Annotated in this window: 13 protein-coding genes; 9 read left to right on the top strand and 4 right to left on the bottom strand. The window is 64.9% G+C overall.

Annotated features, from left to right (window positions below):
* Window positions 1–22 precede the first annotated feature (22 nt).
* The 3 genes from M2267_RS25055 (at window position 23) to M2267_RS25045 (ending at window position 1,999) form a co-directional block, all read left to right on the top strand.
* Window positions 23–892, top strand: a complete 870-nt coding sequence (locus M2267_RS25055) for an NmrA family NAD(P)-binding protein (protein WP_429118201.1) — start codon at window positions 23–25, stop codon at window positions 890–892.
* Between the two features lie 44 nt (window positions 893–936).
* Window positions 937–1,182 carry a DUF2798 domain-containing protein gene (locus tag M2267_RS25050; protein WP_043622886.1) on the top strand — a complete coding sequence of 82 codons (246 nt, stop codon included), beginning with the start codon at window positions 937–939 and terminating at the stop codon, window positions 1,180–1,182.
* A gap of 127 nt (window positions 1,183–1,309) precedes the next feature.
* Window positions 1,310–1,999: a helix-turn-helix domain-containing protein gene (locus tag M2267_RS25045; protein WP_210335958.1), complete on the top strand. Its 690-nt coding sequence runs from the start codon at window positions 1,310–1,312 to the stop codon at window positions 1,997–1,999.
* 53 nt (window positions 2,000–2,052) lie between these two features.
* Here the strand turns inward: M2267_RS25045 and M2267_RS25040 are convergent, their stop codons facing one another.
* On the bottom strand, window positions 2,053–3,024 hold the full coding sequence (locus tag M2267_RS25040; RefSeq protein ID WP_429118198.1) for a quinone oxidoreductase family protein: 972 nt from the start codon (window positions 3,022–3,024) through the stop codon (window positions 2,053–2,055).
* A 165-nt stretch (window positions 3,025–3,189) separates the two neighbouring features.
* Here M2267_RS25040 and M2267_RS25035 point away from each other — a divergent pair, with 165 nt between their 5' ends.
* Window positions 3,190–4,059 (top strand): LysR substrate-binding domain-containing protein, encoded by an 870-nt coding sequence (locus M2267_RS25035; protein ID WP_429118195.1) that lies wholly within the window; start codon window positions 3,190–3,192, stop codon window positions 4,057–4,059.
* A 24-nt stretch (window positions 4,060–4,083) separates the two neighbouring features.
* Here M2267_RS25035 and M2267_RS25030 read toward each other — a convergent pair whose 3' ends face one another.
* Window positions 4,084–5,124 carry a dipeptidase gene (locus tag M2267_RS25030; protein WP_429118192.1) on the bottom strand — a complete coding sequence of 347 codons (1,041 nt, stop codon included), beginning with the start codon at window positions 5,122–5,124 and terminating at the stop codon, window positions 4,084–4,086.
* 245 nt (window positions 5,125–5,369) lie between these two features.
* Between M2267_RS25030 and M2267_RS25025 the strand changes: the two genes are divergently transcribed.
* Both M2267_RS25025 and M2267_RS25020 read left to right on the top strand, forming a co-directional pair.
* A complete protein-coding gene (locus tag M2267_RS25025; protein WP_429118190.1) occupies window positions 5,370–6,890 on the top strand; it encodes a serine hydrolase domain-containing protein in 1,521 nt (506 codons plus the stop codon).
* Between the two features lie 84 nt (window positions 6,891–6,974).
* Window positions 6,975–7,874, top strand: coding sequence for a LysR family transcriptional regulator (locus M2267_RS25020; protein WP_429118187.1), 900 nt, complete (start codon window positions 6,975–6,977; stop codon window positions 7,872–7,874).
* A 26-nt stretch (window positions 7,875–7,900) separates the two neighbouring features.
* Here the strand turns inward: M2267_RS25020 and M2267_RS25015 are convergent, their stop codons facing one another.
* Window positions 7,901–8,761, bottom strand: a complete 861-nt coding sequence (locus M2267_RS25015) for a D-amino-acid transaminase (RefSeq protein ID WP_429118185.1) — start codon at window positions 8,759–8,761, stop codon at window positions 7,901–7,903.
* 73 nt (window positions 8,762–8,834) lie between these two features.
* On the bottom strand, window positions 8,835–9,893 hold the full coding sequence (locus M2267_RS25010) for a P1 family peptidase (protein ID WP_429118183.1): 1,059 nt from the start codon (window positions 9,891–9,893) through the stop codon (window positions 8,835–8,837).
* Window positions 9,894–10,185: 292 nt separating this feature from the next.
* Here M2267_RS25010 and M2267_RS25005 point away from each other — a divergent pair, with 292 nt between their 5' ends.
* The 3 genes from M2267_RS25005 to adiC are packed head-to-tail and all read left to right on the top strand — an operon-like array spanning window position 10,186 to window position 15,515.
* Window positions 10,186–11,571: an amino acid permease gene (locus M2267_RS25005; RefSeq protein ID WP_429118181.1), complete on the top strand. Its 1,386-nt coding sequence runs from the start codon at window positions 10,186–10,188 to the stop codon at window positions 11,569–11,571.
* 55 nt (window positions 11,572–11,626) lie between these two features.
* Window positions 11,627–13,927 (top strand): Orn/Lys/Arg decarboxylase N-terminal domain-containing protein, encoded by a 2,301-nt coding sequence (locus M2267_RS25000; RefSeq protein ID WP_429118178.1) that lies wholly within the window; start codon window positions 11,627–11,629, stop codon window positions 13,925–13,927.
* Window positions 13,928–13,949: 22 nt separating this feature from the next.
* A complete protein-coding gene (gene adiC, locus M2267_RS24995) occupies window positions 13,950–15,515 on the top strand; it encodes an arginine/agmatine antiporter (RefSeq protein WP_429118176.1) in 1,566 nt (521 codons plus the stop codon).
* Window positions 15,516–15,842: the final 327 nt, after the last annotated feature.

The following is a 15,842-nucleotide window of genomic DNA, read 5'->3' as shown; positions in this document are numbered from 1 at the left end:
ACGGCTCGAAAGGCAGACACCCATGAACCAGCGCTCCAACACGATCCTTGTCGTCGGCGCCACCGGCCGCTTTGCCGGCCTCGTCGTTCCGGAACTGGCGCGGCGCGGCGCCAGGGTTCGCGCCCTCATCCGCGACGAAGCGCAGGGCGCGCTTGCGAAATCGCTCGGCGCAGCGGAGATCGCGATCGGCGATCTGCGCGAGCGTGCAAGCCTCGAGCAGGCGCTTCAGGGTGCTGCCGGCGTCTTTCACATCGGTCCGGCCTTTGCACCGGATGAGGCGGCGATGGGCGTGTCGATGGTCGAAGCCGCCGTGCGCGCCGGCGTCAGGAAGTTCGTTTTCTCTTCGGTCATCCAGCCGACCCATGTGCGGCTGAAGAACCACGCGGCAAAGATCCCGGTGGAGGATGCGCTCTATTCCTCACCGCTCGAATACACCATCCTGCATCCGGCAAACTTCATGCAGAACCTGCGGTCCGCCTGGGCAAGTGTGCTTGCTACCGGCAGCTTCGCAGAGCCGTTTCCGACGACCACGCGCATCGCCCGCGTCGACTACCGTGATGTCGCCGACGTCGCGGCGATCGCGCTCACGGAAGACCGCCTCGCCTATGCGACGCTGGAACTTAGCGCCGAGGGCCGGCACAACCGCGAGGAAATTGCCGAAATGATGAGCGCCGCGCTCAGTCGGCCGATCGTTGCGGCAACCATCGGCTTTCACGAATGGGCAAAGCCAATCGCCGCAAAATACACCGACCACCAGCTGGAACTGCTGTCCAAGGTCCACGCCCACTATGCCGAAGTCGGCCTCGGTGGAAACAGCCTGACGCTCCGCGCCGCACTTCAGCGCGAACCGCGCAATCTCGAAAGTTTCATTCACGAACTGGCGCAGGCCTAAAGGCTGGCGACCCTATCCCTTCCAATTCCCCCGGAGTTCACCTCATGCCAAAGAAGCTTCCGCACCGATACCAGACCATCGTCATGCCGCTCGTTCTCTCCGTCCTGATGTCCGGCATCGTTTCCTTCGTCTCGACGGCGATCGGCAACGGCATCCACCCCGATATTCTCGCACTGTGGATCAAGGCCTGGGCCTTTTCCTGGCTGGTCGCCTTCCCGAGCCTGTTGGTGGTCCTTCCGTTCGTGCGCCGCATCGTGGCGGCCACCGTCGAACAGCCGCGCAGCAACTGACCGATCTCGCGCTATTCACCCCGAACCGGCGTTTCGGGCGCACTCGAAATTTTTAGGATATCTAAAAACGATTGACAGGAAATCGGGCTGCACCCTAGCTTGAGGAGAGACGAGAAGGGGACAGACAGTGACGACGGCGGACCATGCCAGCGGCGCATCGACCGGCGCGGCAGAAACGCCGTCGCTTGGCGATCGCCTGCGTCAGCGGCGAAAGAGCTTGAAGATGACGCTTCAGGAGGTCGCCGACGAGGCCGGTTTTTCCGTCGGCTTCATCTCGCAGATCGAGCGCGGCATCACCGTTCCCTCGCTGACCTCGCTGATCGCCGTCTGCCGGACCTTGAAGGTCGAGGCCGGCAGCTTTCTCAACCCGCCGAAGGTGGCAACGCCGTTCACCCGACGCGAACACCGGCCGGTCTATGGGCTCGGCGGAGAAAGCGGCAAGGCCGTCTCCTACGAGCGGCTCTCCGCGTCCTTTCCCGGCAACGTGCTCAGAAGCACCATCATCCACGAGCCGCCCGGCCATCGCAGCGAACCGATGTCGCATGAGGGTGAGGAAATCTTCTTCATTCTGAAGGGAGCACTGACGCTGGAAGTGGACGGCGAGGCTATGGTTCTGGAGCCTGGCGATTCCGCCCATTTCCCGTCGCTGCGCACCCATACGATGTGGAACCACACCAGCGAGCCGACCACGATCCTGCACACCTGTACCATGGACGTCTTCGGCGACGGCGCCCCCTCCGGAAGCCCTGCCGACAGCCTTGCCGTGACCCGGGCCGAAAACCGGCTCGACGCCAGCGGGATCGCCGAGGACAAGTGACAGGCGCCGCAACCGGCGCCGTCACGCGTTTGTCGAGTGGCTCGCCCCGCGCTCTATGGCAGAAGCACCATGGCACCCGTCGTCTGACGTCCTTCGAGCCGGCGATGCGCCTCGGCTGCCTCGGAAAGCGGCAGGCGCGCATGCACGGGGATCGTGACCGCGCCGCTTGCTACGACGGCGAAGAGATCCTTGCTCATCGCCAGCACGTCGTCGCGCCGAACCAGATGCGCGGGCAATAGCGGCCAGGTGGCGTAAAGCGACCCCTTCTGCGCCAGCGTCGTGATGTCGAAGGGCGGGATCGGGCCGGAAGCGGCACCGAAACTGACGAAGTGACCGAACGGCCGAAGGCTGTCGAGCGAACCTTCGAACGTCGCCTTGCCGATGCTGTCATAGACGACATCGACCCCCTCGCCTTTGGTGATTTCGCGCACGCGGGCGGCGAAATTCTCCTTGCCGTAGTCGATCACGTGGTCAGCACCGTTGGCCAGTGCCAGTTCGGCCTTCTCCGGCGAACCGACGGTGCCAATGATCTTTGCGCCAAGATGTTTTGCCCATTGCGTCAGGATAACGCCGACACCGCCGGCGGCCGCATGGACGAGGATGGTATGACCGGCCTCGACCCGGAAGGTGCGACGCAACAGATATTGCGCCGTCAGGCCCTTCAGCATCATCGCCGCACCCGTCTCGAAATCGATGCCGTCAGGCAGATGCACGAGGACACGGGCAGGCACATTGTGCTCCTCCGCATAGGCACCAAGCGCTTCGGCGTAGGCGACGCGGTCCCCCGGCTTGAAGCCCTCGACGCCAGGCCCGACCGAGATCACCTCGCCCGCTCCCTCTTTGCCTGGGATGAAAGGAAGCTGCGGCGGCGGATAGGCGCCGCTGCGCAGATAGATATCGACGAAGTTGACGCCGATCGCCCGGTTACGCACCCGCACTTCGCCGGGGCCGGGTTCGCCGCGTTCGACGTTTTCATAGGCGAGCACATCAGGCCCGCCGTGCTGATACACGCGGATAGCTTTCATGGATCTGGTCCTCTGGTTGGTCGGCTGGCCGTGGCAGCCTCCAAGCGACGGTCGATGCCAATCTGCTTGCTGCTGCTCCGCCTTCCTCGCTGATCACATCTGACAGATAGCCATGCGTGAGTCCCCCGTGTAGACTGATATCAATGACAACAGAGTTCAAAGATCGTGATATCTGATCAGATCAGCATCGACCTCCTGCGCAGCTTCGTCGCGGTCTGCCGACAGGGCAGCCTGAACCGCGTCGCCACCCAGACCGGCCGCACGCAATCGGCGCTCAGCATGCAGATGCGCCGGCTCGAAGATCTTCTCGGCCGGCAACTTTTCACCCGCACCGGTCGTGGCGTCGTGCCGACACCCGAAGGCGAATTGTTCCTCGGATACGCCACGCGCATGCTGGCGCTCGGCGACGAAGCGGCGGCGCGGCTGCGACAGGCGGACCTCAGCGGCGGCGTGCGGGTCGGGCTTGCCGAGGAAGTGGCAACGACGGCGCTGCCCGAAGCGCTCGGGCGATTGCGGCGCGGCTACCAGGAGATCCGGCTCGACGTGGTGGTCGAGCAATGCGTGGCGCTTGGAAAGACCTGGCCCGAAGGCGACCTCGACATCATGGTCGTGCCGACCTCGGTGGTCACCGCCGACGCCCTCACCACCTGGAACGTCGACCTGCAATGGGTCTGTGCGACGGACTACGCTTTCGACGAAACGCGGCCGATCGACCTCGTCGCCTTCGCCGCGCCCTGCCTCTGGCGCCGACGCATGATCGAGACGCTGGCCGACCATGGCCGGGAACACCGGATCACTTTTACCAGCCAGAGCATCACGGCGCTGCAGGCCGCGATCGAGAACGGGCTCGGCATTGGTTTGCTTCCGCCGGAAGCGATCCGCGCGGGCACGATGCGGGCGCTACCCGCTTCGTCTGCCGTGCCGAAGCCGTTTGCCGTGCAATATGGGCTATTCGCCCGGGATCGACGCACGGCCGCTGTCGATTGCGCGATCAGCGTGCTGCTCGAAGCCCTGCCGATCGCTTCCAGGACCTAGCGCCTGCGTGGCTCCGGCCGGCGCTCACGCGCCCCAGGTCGTCTCCAGCACGCGGATCCAATTGCCGTGGCAGATCTTGGCGAGCGCCGCGTCGTCATAGCCGCGGGTGCGCAGCAGGTCGACGAGCAGCGGCAGATCGGCCGCGCTGCGCATGGCCGCCGGGATGGCCGTACCGTCGAAGTCAGAGCCGAGCGCCACATGCTCGATACCGATACGCTCGACGATGTAGTCGATGTGGGCGACAAGGAGCGAGAGCGGCGTATCCGTGTTCCTGGTCCCGTCCGCGCGCAGGAAAAGGACGCCGAAGTTGATACCGGCCAAACCGCCGCTGTCCCTGATCGCGTCGAGCTGACGGTCCGTCAGATTGCGGCTGTGCGGGCAGAGCGCATGCACGTTGGAATGGGAGGCGACGAGCGGCGCCTGCGACAGCGCGGCGATGTCCCAGAAGCCCTGCTCGTTCATATGCGAAAGATCGAGCATGATCTTCAACTCGTTGCAGGCGCGCACCAGATCCTTGCCGGCCTCGCTGAGGCCCGGACCGATATCGGGCGAGGAGGGAAAGCGGAAGGGAACGCCATAGGCAAAAATGTTCGGCCGGCTCCAGACGGGGCCAAGCGTGCGCAGACCCGCGGCGTGAAGGACATAGAGCGCATCGAGGTCAGCGCCAACGGCTTCGATGCCCTCGATGTGCAGCACCGAGGCAAAGGCACCCTTGTCCATTGCGGAGCGGATATCAGCAGCACTGCGGCAGATCTTCAGCCGGCCCTTTGACTGGCGCTCGATCCGCATCAGCAGGCTCGCCATGCCGAGCGTGGCTTCGAGCGCGCTTTGTTGATCGGGCGTTGCGAACTCGCCGCTGCCGTCCTTGGCGAGGCCCGGCGATGCCACGTAGACGGCGCAGAGGCCGCCGGCGAGGCCACCCGCCTCGGCCTTGTCGAGATCGATATGCCCGGTATCGACACCGTCGAGGAAACGGCGCTCGGCAGCGCCGCCCGGCGAACGCCAGAGCCGCGACAGCACGTCGTTATGTCCGTCAAAGACCGGGATTTTCGCTTGCGTCGCCAATTCTGGACCGCCTTCTCAACCTGTTGTCCTCAAGCGCGACTCATGGATAGTCGCCGACGGACCATAGACATTGGGTGCGGGAACCGCACCCTTTTTCCCCGCCGCCCTAACCCGATGCAGGCAGACCGGGCAAATGCAAACCGTGCATAGCCCCTGCCGGAATCGGAATTGGCGGCACAAGGTACTGTCGTGCTTAGTCGAGAATACGCGCGGGAAACCGCTGCGGTCAGGATTGGAGAATGGACATGACGAAGCCGGCAACGCTCGATTGGCAGGCCGCCGAAGCGGCTGCGAAAGGCCTGACCGCACAACGGGCGGCGGACGAGCCGGGCGGCGCGGTCATCGGCTTCGACGCATCCGGCATATGCTTCTCGCATACGGCTGGCGTCGAGAGCCTCGCGACATCCGCACCCTTCACGGTCGACAGCGTCGTGCGCTATGCGTCGCTCACCAAGCACGTGTTCTCAGCGATGGTGCTGGCCCATGCCGATCTCATCGGTCTCGACGATCCGCTCGGCCAACACCTTCCGGAACTGCGCTCGCCGCTCGCGGACGTAACGGTCGGGCAGGCGCTCGACATGACGGGCGGCCTGCCGGATACCCGCGAATGCCTGTCGCTGCTCGGCCTTTCCGTCTACACGGAGACGAAGGCGGGACCGCTCCTCGAATACCTCTCACGCCTGGAGCGGCTGAACTTTGATGCCGGCACCGAGGTCTCCTATTCGAACACCGGCTATCGCCTCATCGAAGCGGCTTTGGAGCGCCGGGGTTTCCGCTTCGACGATTTCGTCCAATCGGAAATCGCCGGCCCGCTTGGCATTGCGCTGAAAGCGCCGGATGTCTGGAACGACCCGGTGAAAGGCCTCGTTCCCGGCTACTGGCATTCGGGCGAAAGCTGGCAGCTCTCTGCCGCCGGCCTGCACATTTCCGCTTCGGGCAGTCTCACCGGTAGCGCCCGGGCGCTTGCCACCTGGCTGCAGGCCCTGCTTGATGACAAAGGTCGCTTCGCCGGTCTTCTGCAAAAACTGCAGGCACCCAGATACCTCGCCGACGGACGCTCGACGGGCTATGGTCTCGGCCTGCGCAATTCGTCGCTCCGCGGCCGCGAATTCGTCGGCCATGGCGGCTCGCATCCCGGCTACAAGACCTATTTCCTGCTCGATCCCGAGACGCGTGTCGGCTTCGTCGTCGTCTCCAACCGCGAGGACACCAACGGCTACAAGATCGCGCTCGAAAGCATGGCGGCGCTCACAGGGCTCGCACTGCCGGATCCCGCGGCTGACCTCGGTGACGGTTTCTATGTGACGGAAACCGGCCCCTGGTGGATCGAGGTCAAGGGCAGCACCTGCACCTATCTCGATGCGGACGAGACGCTCTATGACGACGGCGACGGCTGGGTCTCGTCGCGCTCCGCCTCATCGCCCCTGCGGCTGCGCCGCGACGGCGCCGCCCTTCTCGGCGAGGTCGGGCATGTCGAGCGACGCTTCCTTCCGGCCGCAACGGCCGAGCCGGTGCCGGCATCGCTTTCCGGGGTCTGGTGCTCGGACGAAGGCGCGGAGTTCACGATCGAGAACGGCGCGGTCCTGATGGGCGTCGGCCCCGTCCGTCAGATCATGAAGCTCACTCCGCTCGGCAACGGTCGCTTCCTGTTCACGTTGAGCGATGGGCCCTGGGTCAAGCGCATCTGCTTGCATCTCCTCGGGCCCGATCACCTCGAACTGGTGACGAGCCGTGCCCGGATGATCGAATATCGCCGCCGCGCCTGATTTTTCTTGATGGCGCGCGGGCGCTGCCTCAAAAGAAGCCCGGTCGCCGGCGAATGACGGGCCGGACTTCAGGAGTGCATGCCCGTGGAAATCAAATGGCTTGAGGACTTTCTGGCGCTCGCCAGCACGCTGAACTTCTCAAAGGCGGCGGACGAGCGCCATGTCACCCAATCCGCCTTCAGCCGGCGCATCCGGCAGCTGGAAGCCTGGCTCGGCACGACGCTCGTCGACCGCGCGACCTATCCTTCGCGCCTTACGGAAGCGGGATCGAAATTCGTGCCGGTGGCTCAGGACACGCTGAAGCAACTCTATCAGGCACGGCGCAATCTGCAGCAGGAGGAAGGCTCCGACGCCCGCACCATCAAGCTGACGGCGCTGCACACGCTCTCCTTCACCTTCTTTCCCGCGTGGATGACACGGGTCAACGCCCGCAGCGGGCCGCTCTTCTCCCGGCTTCGCCCGGATTCCGGCAGCATGGAGGAAAACCTCAATTCGCTCGTCGACGGCGAGTGCGACTTCCTGCTCACCTACGCCCACACCCAGGTCCCGCACCTGCTCGATCCTCAGGCTTTCGAACATCGCGTACTCGGGCACGAGCGCATCATCCCCGTTTCGGCGGCGAATGAAGCGGGTGCGCCGCTACACCGGCTGGAAGGCGGCACGAAACCTTTCCCGCATCTGCGCTACGAAAAGTCGTCCTTCTTCGGTCAGCTTCTCGACGACCTGATCGGCCCCACGCTGCCGCCGGCGCAAAGGGTGCACGAAGGCAGCATGTCGGTGGGCTTGAAGGCCATGGCGGAAGCCGGCTGGGGCATCGCCTGGGTGCCCGAGAGCCTGATGACGGACGAGCTGGCGAACGGCGCGCTGGTCAGGGCCGCCGACCCCCGCTGGGAGGTGAGCGTCGAGATCCGGCTCTACCGGTCCAAGGAGAACCGCCGCCCAGTGGTCGGTCGCGTCTGGCAGAACCTGGAAGCTGTCGCCTAAGCGACAGCCTGGCCCGCACGGTCGAGCTAGATCGCCGTTCGCCGCGCGTGCTCCAGATAGAGCTCACGCAGGCGCTTGACCACCGGGCCCGGCTCACCGCTGCCGACAGGCTTGCCGTCGATCCGGGTGATCGGCGCAACGAAATTCGAGGCGCTGGTGAGACACGCTTCGCGGGCGTTGAGCGCCTCTTCGAGCGTGAAGGGGCGTTCTTCCAGAGTCATTCCCTGTTCGGCGGCGAGCGCCAGAGCGGCGAGCCTGGTGCAGCCGGGCAGCGTCTTTTGACTGTTGCCGCGCGTGACGATGCGGTTGTCCGCAGTCACGATGTAGGCAGTCGACGATGCGCCTTCGGTCACGAACCCGTCCTCGATCATCCACGCCTCGTCGCAGCCTTCGGCCTTGGCGATCCGCTTGGCGATCACCTGCGGCAGCAGGCACACGCTCTTGATGTCGCGGCGCGCCCAGCGCTGGTCGGGCACGGTCTTGACCGACAGCCCCTTGGTCGTGGCGGTCACCAGCGTCTTTGCCTGGGTGAAGAGCACCAGCGTCGGCTTGATATCCTCGGAGAACAGAAAGTTCCGGTCCTCGGCGCCCCGGGTGAGCTGCAGATAGACCATGCCTTCGACAAGGCCGTTTTCTTCGATCAGCCGCTTCTCGATCGCGACGATCTCGTCGGTCGGTACCGGCAACGGCACATCGATTTCACGCGCGCAGCGCTCCAGGCGCGCCATATGCGAGGCGCTGTCGATCAGCTTGCCTTCGAGCACGGCGGTAACCTCGTAGATTCCATCGCCGAAGAGGAAGCCGCGGTCGAAGATCGAGAGGCGCGCTTCGTTCTCCGGCAAGAACTCGCCGTTGAGATAGACGGTGCGGATGGGCGACTGGGACATGGGGGCTCCGTGGGAGTTGGTTTGGCGGAAGCGCATGGATCGCACCAGAAGGCCCGATCCAAAGTGCGCAAAATCAGTGTTCGTTGAGCGCGCGAAGCCGTTCGAGCGAGATCGCCTCGACCGTGCTCGGCTTGCCGTTCGCGGCGTTGAAGCCGTACGTCGTGCACGCCATCGTCAGAGAATTGAGGATCGCCTCCTCGGTCGTCTCGATCGCGGCTTCAAAGAGCGGCGACATCAGGTCGTTCGGAAGGTCGGGATAGTCGGCGATCGCGGCTCGCCGCGCCTTGGTGCGGCGCACGCTAGCCGCAGTCGAGAAGGCAAGCGCATAGTCGCCGGAACCGTTGCTGAGTGCCGCCCCGGTGCGGGCGAGACCGCCGAAGGCGCGTTCGGCCAGGCGCTTGAGATTGCGGGCAGACAGCGGCGCGTCGGTTGCAACCACGATGACGATCGAGCCGTCCCGGTCGTGTGCCGCCGGCGCCTCGTAGGCACGGCCGCAGACGGTGAGCCGGCCGCCATAATTGGATTGGACGAGCACGCCGAGCGTAAAGACCGAGCCAGCCGCCTTCACAAGACGCGAACTCGTGCCGATGCCGCCCTTCAGCCCGAAGGCCACCGTGCCGGTTCCGGCACCGACAGCCCCCTCTTCGACGGCACCGGTCTTCGCAGCGGCAAGGGCAGCGCCGATCTCGTCGACCGTCGGGCGACCGGCGCGGATGTCGTTGAGGCGGGAATCGTTTGTCTCGCCGACGACCGCGTTCAGCGACACCACCTTCTCGTTGCCCGGCTGCGCCAGCGTCCAGCGATTGACGGCCTCGATAGCCCGCCCCGTCGCCAGCGTGTTGGTGAGAACGACGGGCGTTTCCAGCTCGCCAAGTTCGTCGATCTGGGTGGAACCCGCAAACTTGCCGAAGCCGTTGAGCACGGCGAAGCCGGCCGGCACCTTGTCCTGAAAGAGGTTGCCTTCATGCGGCAGGATGGCGGTCGCCCCGGTGCGGATGCGGTCCGCATCGACAACGGTTGCCTGGCCGACGGCGACGCCCGGGACATCGGTGATCGCGTTGAGCGGACCCGGCTCGTAGACACCTGGCCGGAAACCAAGATCTCGAAGGCGCAAGCGCTTGATATTCGTCATTTTTTCGTCGTTTTCCCGTCCATTGGCCCGTTCGCGAAGCAGGCATTTCGTCGCAGGGCAACCTACATCCCCCGGCGGCAAAACGGCATCGCAAAAATGGAATAGTTTCATGAGAAGCCTGCAACGCCAGCGATCGTCGAGGCTCGTCACGAGCGGCGGTCAAAACCGATCTTGCAGAAGCGCCGCGTCGGCGCATGCGGCGACTGATAGTGGAGTGAAATAAAGCAGTTGCAACCATAAGAAACAGTTCATAAGTTCGCCTCGTCCTTGGCATTTGGAACGACGGCACTCGATGATGAAGCCGCTTGATGCAACCGCCGGCAATTCTCCGCAAATGACGTCCGCAGGGACGGACGTCCGCCCGAGCCTCGGCATCTGGGCCTGCTCGGCGCTCGTCGTCGGGAATATCATCGGCTCCGGTTTCTACCTGTCGCCTGCAGCGCTCGCCCCCTATGGCGCCGCAGCGCTCGTGGGCTGGGTCGGCATGGCCATTGCCGCCATGTGCCTCGGGCTGGTCTTTGCGCGGCTTGCCAGCGTCAGGCCCGCGACCGGCGGCCCCTACGCCTACAGCCGCATGGCTTTCGGACCGTTTGCCGGCTTCCTCGTCGCCTGGGCCTACTGGATATCGATCTGGGCGTCGCTGCTGGCGATCGCCATGGCCTTCGCCGGATATCTCGGCGTCTTTTTCCCGAACCTTCAGCATGTGCCAGGCGGGTTCACCGCGGTTTCGCTTGCCGCCATGTGGCTGGTCGCTGCCATCAACATGTTCGGCGTCAAGAGCGCCGGCCGCTTCCAGATCGTCACCGTCGGGCTGAAGCTCGTTCCCTTCATCGCCATCGCCCTTCTCGGCCTCTTCTGGATCGAGCCGCAGAACCTCACACCCGTCAACCCGAGCGGGCTTTCCGTCCTGGGGCTGATCTCGGCCACTGCCCCGCTGACGATGTTCGCCTTTCTCGGCATCGAGTCTGCGACCGTCCCGGCCGGCGATGTCGACGATCCGAAGCGCACGATCCCGCGGGCGACGGTGCTCGGCACGCTCTGCTGCGGCCTGGTTTTCATCCTCGGCACGCTCGTGGTGATGGGCACGGTTCCGCGCGAGGCGCTTGCCCGTTCTGCCGCCCCCTTTTCCGATGCGGCCTTCATGATGTGGGGCTGGTGGGGGAGCACGCTCGTGGCTGCCGCGGTCGTGCTTTCGTCGATCGGCGCGCTCAACGGCTGGACGCTGCTGATGGCGCAGGTGCCGATGGCGGCGGCGCGCGACGGCCTGTTCCCGCCGGTTTTCGGCCGCCTGTCGAGCCGCGGCGCCCCTCAGTGGGGCATCGTCGTGTCGATGCTGCTCGCCTCGGCACTGCTGGTGCTGCAGACCTCGGGCGTCTCCGGGCTGATGGCTGTTTATCGCTTCGCCGTCGATCTTTCGACCACGGCGGCCATGGTGCCCTACGTCTTCTGCAGTCTCGTCGAGGGCGCGCTTTTCCTGGCGCTCGCGCGTCCGCGCGACGCGGAATGGGCCGGCATCCGCATCGGCCCTTACAAGCCCTATGCGCTGGTCGCTTTCGTCTTTTCCCTTTGGACGGTCTACGGCAGCGGACCTCAGGCGGGCCTCTGGTGCCTGCTGCTGCTGCTCGTGGCACTGCCCGTTTACCTGTCAGTCGAGAGGAAGGAGCCGTCCAAAGGCTGACGCCAGAACAATACCCCCACCTGCACCTAGCACCGAACTAGAGAGAGGATTGGATATGAGCACGTTGAACAGGGGTCACCGCCGTCTCGGCATGAAAGCACTCGTTCTTGACGACGAGATCAGCGAGGAAAGTGCTGCCGGCCGCGCCGTTCGCTCGCTGATCGCGGAACTCGAGCGCCGCCAGATCGAGGTGGTGACCGCCGAAAGCGCCGACGACGGTATCGCCGTGATCAGGTCCGATCCCGCTCTCCAATGCGTGCTGGTCGACTGGGACCTCGGACCGGACGGTCACGAACAATCGATCGGCGTCGTCGAGGCGCTGCGCAAGCGCAACGGCACCGTTCCGCTGCTGCTGCTTGCCGACCGCAGCGTCGCCTCGTCGGTGCCCGCCGACATCATGGCGAAGGTCGACGACTTCGTCTGGATGCTCGAAGACACGATGGACTTCGTCGGCGGGCGCATCCAGGCGGCAATCGAGCGCTATCGTTCCACCGTGCTGCCGCCGATGTTCAAGGCGCTCGCCCAGTTTTCGCAGGTGCACGAATACTCCTGGCACACGCCAGGACATACCGGCGGCACGGGTTTTCTCAAATCCCCACCCGGACGCGCCTTCTTCGAGTTCTTCGGTGAACCGCTGCTGCGCTCGGACCTGTCGATTTCCGTCGGCGAGCTCGGATCGCTGCTCGACCATTCCGGGCCGATCGGCGCCAGTGAAAAATATGCCGCGCGCGTCTTCGGCTCGCACCGCAGCTACCACGTCACCAATGGTTCCTCGACCTCCAACCGCGTCATCCTGATGGCGAGCGTCAGCCGCGATCAGATCGCGCTCTGCGACCGCAATTGCCACAAGTCGGCCGAGCACGCGATGACGATGTCCGGTGCCGTGCCGACCTACCTGGTGCCGACCCGGAACCACTACGGCATCATCGGCCCGATCCCGCCGGAGCGCCTGACGGCGGCCGCCATCCGCAAGACGATCGACGACAACCCGCTCACAGCCGACCTCAAGGACCGCGAACCGAAACACGCCATCATCACCAACTCCACCTATGACGGGCTTTGCTACAACGTCACCCGGGTCGAGGAACTGCTCGGCGCCAGCGTCGACCGGCTGCACTTCGACGAAGCCTGGTACGGCTACGCCCGCTTCAACCCGATCTACCGCGATCGCCACGCCATGCATGGCGACCCGAAGGCGCATACGGCGAACAAGCCGACCGTCTTTGCCACCCAGTCGACCCACAAGCTGCTGGCTGCCCTTTCGCAAGCGTCCTTCATCCATGTGCGCGACGGCCGCAAGCCGATCCCGCATGGCATCTTCAACGAGACGTTCATGATGCATGCCTCGACCTCGCCGAACTACGCGATCATCGCCTCGAACGATGTTTCAGCGGCGATGATGGACGGGCCGGGAGGCGCGGCCCTCACCAACGAGTCGATCGAGGAAGCGGTCGCCTTCCGCCTGATGATGTCGCGGCTCGCCAACGACGCGGCCGAACGCGGCGACTGGTTCTTCGATTGCTGGCAGCCGGACACGGTGCGCGACCCGAAGACCGGCCGCACCAGCCCCTTCCACGAAGCCTCGCCGGAATCGCTTGCGACCGACCCGTCCTGCTGGGTGCTGAAGCCGGGAGCCGCATGGCACGGGTTCGGCGAGATCGAGGACGGCTATTGCATGCTCGACCCGATCAAGGTCTCGATCGTCACGCCGGGCGTGGCACCCGGCGGCGGGCTGATGCCGGTCGGCATCCCCTCGAGCCTCGTCACCGCCTATCTCGATGCCCGCGGCATCGTCGTCGAGAAGACGACCGACTTCACCATCCTGTTCCTCTTCTCGCTCGGCATCACCAAGGGGAAATGGGGTTCGCTCGTCAGCGCGCTTTGCGACTTCAAGCGCGACTACGACGCCAACCTCACCCTGGAAGTGGCGATCCCGTCGCTGATCGAGGACCACCCGGAGCGCTACGCCGGCATGGGCCTCAAGGATCTTGCCGACACGATGTTCTCGGCGATGGACCAGTTGAAGACCACGGCCTCCATGGCTGCCGGTTTCTCCGTGCTGCCGCATCCGGACCTGAGCCCGGTGCGCGCCTATGAGCGGCTGGTGCGCGGCGAGGTGGAACAGGTAACGCTCGACCATCTGGCCGGCCGCACGGTCGCGACCGGCGTCGTGCCCTATCCGCCGGGCATTCCGCTGCTGATGCCGGGCGAAAACGCCGGCCCCGCCGATGGTCCGGTTCTCGGTTATCTCAAGGCGCTCGAGGCCTATGACCTCCGGTTCCCCGGTTTCACCCATGACACGCACGGGGTGGAGGTCGAGGACGGCCTTTACCGCGTCTATGTCTTGACCCGTTGAACCGGCTTCAGGAGCGACGAACATGGCTGCTGTCGATAGTGCTTCCAAACCCACATCCGCGGGCGTCGCGGAATCCGCCAAGATCGGCCTCGTGCCCGCGACCTTGATGGTCGCGGGCAACATGATGGGCTCCGGCGTCTTCATGCTGCCGGCGAACCTTGCCGCGGTCGGATCCATCGCCGTCTTCGGATGGCTGATCACCATTGCCGGCGCCATCGCGCTGGCGCTGACCTTCGCCAAGCTGGCCGCGATCGACCCCGCCGCCGGCGGGCCCTACGCCTATACGCGCAAGGCCTTCGGCGACTACATGGGTTACCAGACCAACCTCATCTACTGGCTCGCCAACGTCGTCGGCAATGTCGGCCTGGCGGTCGCCGGTCTCGGTTACCTCACCGCCTTCTTTCCGATGCTGCGCGACCCTCTCGTGTCGGCGCTGGCGCAGGTGGCGCTGATCTGGTTCTTCACCTATGCCAACATCCTCGGGCCGAACGTCGTCGGCAGGCTGCAGTCCTTCACCACCTCCTTCGCGCTGGTGCCGATCCTCGGCATGGCGATCTTCGGCTGGTTCTGGTTCTCGCCGGCGACCTTCTCCGAAGGGTGGAACGTGTCGGGCAAGGACAGCTGGGCAGCGATCATGGCAACGCTCAACTTCACCCTCTGGGCCTTCATCGGGGTCGAAAGCGCCTCGGTCTCGGCGGGCGTCGTGCGTGACCCGCAGCGCAACGTGCCGATCGCCACCGTTGGCGGCGTCATTCTCGCCGCCGTCGCCTATATCCTGTCGTCGACCGTCATCATGGGCATGATCCCGAACAAGGAGCTGATCGCTTCCTCGGCGCCCTTTGCCGATGCCGCGCGCCTGGCGCTCGGCGATACGGCCGGTGCCGTCGTTGCGATCTGCGCAGCCCTCGGCTGCCTAGGCTCACTTGCCGGCTGGACGCTGCTCGTCGGCCAGACCGCCAAGGCTGCGGCCGATGACGGGCTCTTCGGCTCGATCTTCGCCAAGGTCAACTCCAAGGGCGTTCCCTCGGCCGGCCTTGCGATCGTCGCGGTGATCATGACGGTTCAGGTCTTTGCGACGATGTCGCCGACGGCAAGCGAACAGTTCGGCAAGATCGCCTCGATCGCGGTGATCATGACGCTTCTGCCCTATATCTACTCGGCAATCTCCATCAAGGTGCTCGGCTACAAGAAGATGCCGGCAAGCACCTACAACTGGTACGTCATCATTGGCTTGGCGGCGGCGATCTACAGCCTGGTGGCCCTCATCGGGTCGGATGGCGAACAGACGCGCTGGTCGCTGATCTTCGTGATCTCGACGATTGTGTTCTACTCGGCGGCGATCACCCGCAAGCGCGAGATCGACGAGAAGCACATCGATCCGGGCGGCCATGCCCCGACCTGGATCCGCTATGTCACGGTCAGCGTAACGGTTGCAGCGCTCGTTGCGCTGTTCTGGGTCTCGGTCGGCCGTCACCGCGCCGAGACGCTGCGCACCCGTTCCCCGGTTCCGCCGGTGGAAAGCACCGTCCAGCCTGCGCCCGGTTCGCCGGCGGCGGTGCTGCCGGCGGAGAGCCAGCCGGCACAATAGCCGAACACGAGGGCGGTGGAGCAGACCCACCGCTCTTTCTGACCTTCGACCAATCTCGCGGGGTCGCTGGGCGTAGTGACGCGCAAAAGCTTGTTGACGGCATCCATCACGGGCGCAACGGACCGCGCGTCGAGACACCGGACGATCCCGAAACCGCGTGCCGTCACGATCAGCAAGCTCGACAGACCATTCCCTGCCATGCGATCAACAGTTCGACACGAAATACGGCAACTGCCGTATTTCGCCTACCGGTTGCAAAGGATAGTTTTGCGCGGCCCGCGTCGTGAATTCCATGTCCTTTCAACGTCTTGCGCCCCCCGCGCCACG

Source organism: Ensifer sp. KUDG1, from assembly GCF_050434285.1.
GTDB lineage: Bacteria > Pseudomonadota > Alphaproteobacteria > Rhizobiales > Rhizobiaceae > Ensifer.
This window is presented reverse-complemented; position numbering and strand designations above follow the sequence as displayed.

Coding starts and splice junctions, on each gene's coding strand:
- M2267_RS25005 (WP_429118181.1), top strand. CDS start 10,186: ATGATGAAGCCGCTTGATGCAACCGCCGGCAATTCTCCGCAAATGACG.
- M2267_RS25015 (WP_429118185.1), bottom strand. CDS start 8,761: ATGTCCCAGTCGCCCATCCGCACCGTCTATCTCAACGGCGAGTTCTTG.
- M2267_RS25055 (WP_429118201.1), top strand. CDS start 23: ATGAACCAGCGCTCCAACACGATCCTTGTCGTCGGCGCCACCGGCCGC.
- M2267_RS25010 (WP_429118183.1), bottom strand. CDS start 9,893: ATGACGAATATCAAGCGCTTGCGCCTTCGAGATCTTGGTTTCCGGCCA.
- M2267_RS25025 (WP_429118190.1), top strand. CDS start 5,370: ATGACGAAGCCGGCAACGCTCGATTGGCAGGCCGCCGAAGCGGCTGCG.
- M2267_RS25040 (WP_429118198.1), bottom strand. CDS start 3,024: ATGAAAGCTATCCGCGTGTATCAGCACGGCGGGCCTGATGTGCTCGCC.
- M2267_RS25050 (WP_043622886.1), top strand. CDS start 937: ATGCCAAAGAAGCTTCCGCACCGATACCAGACCATCGTCATGCCGCTC.
- M2267_RS25000 (WP_429118178.1), top strand. CDS start 11,627: ATGAGCACGTTGAACAGGGGTCACCGCCGTCTCGGCATGAAAGCACTC.
- adiC (WP_429118176.1), top strand. CDS start 13,950: ATGGCTGCTGTCGATAGTGCTTCCAAACCCACATCCGCGGGCGTCGCG.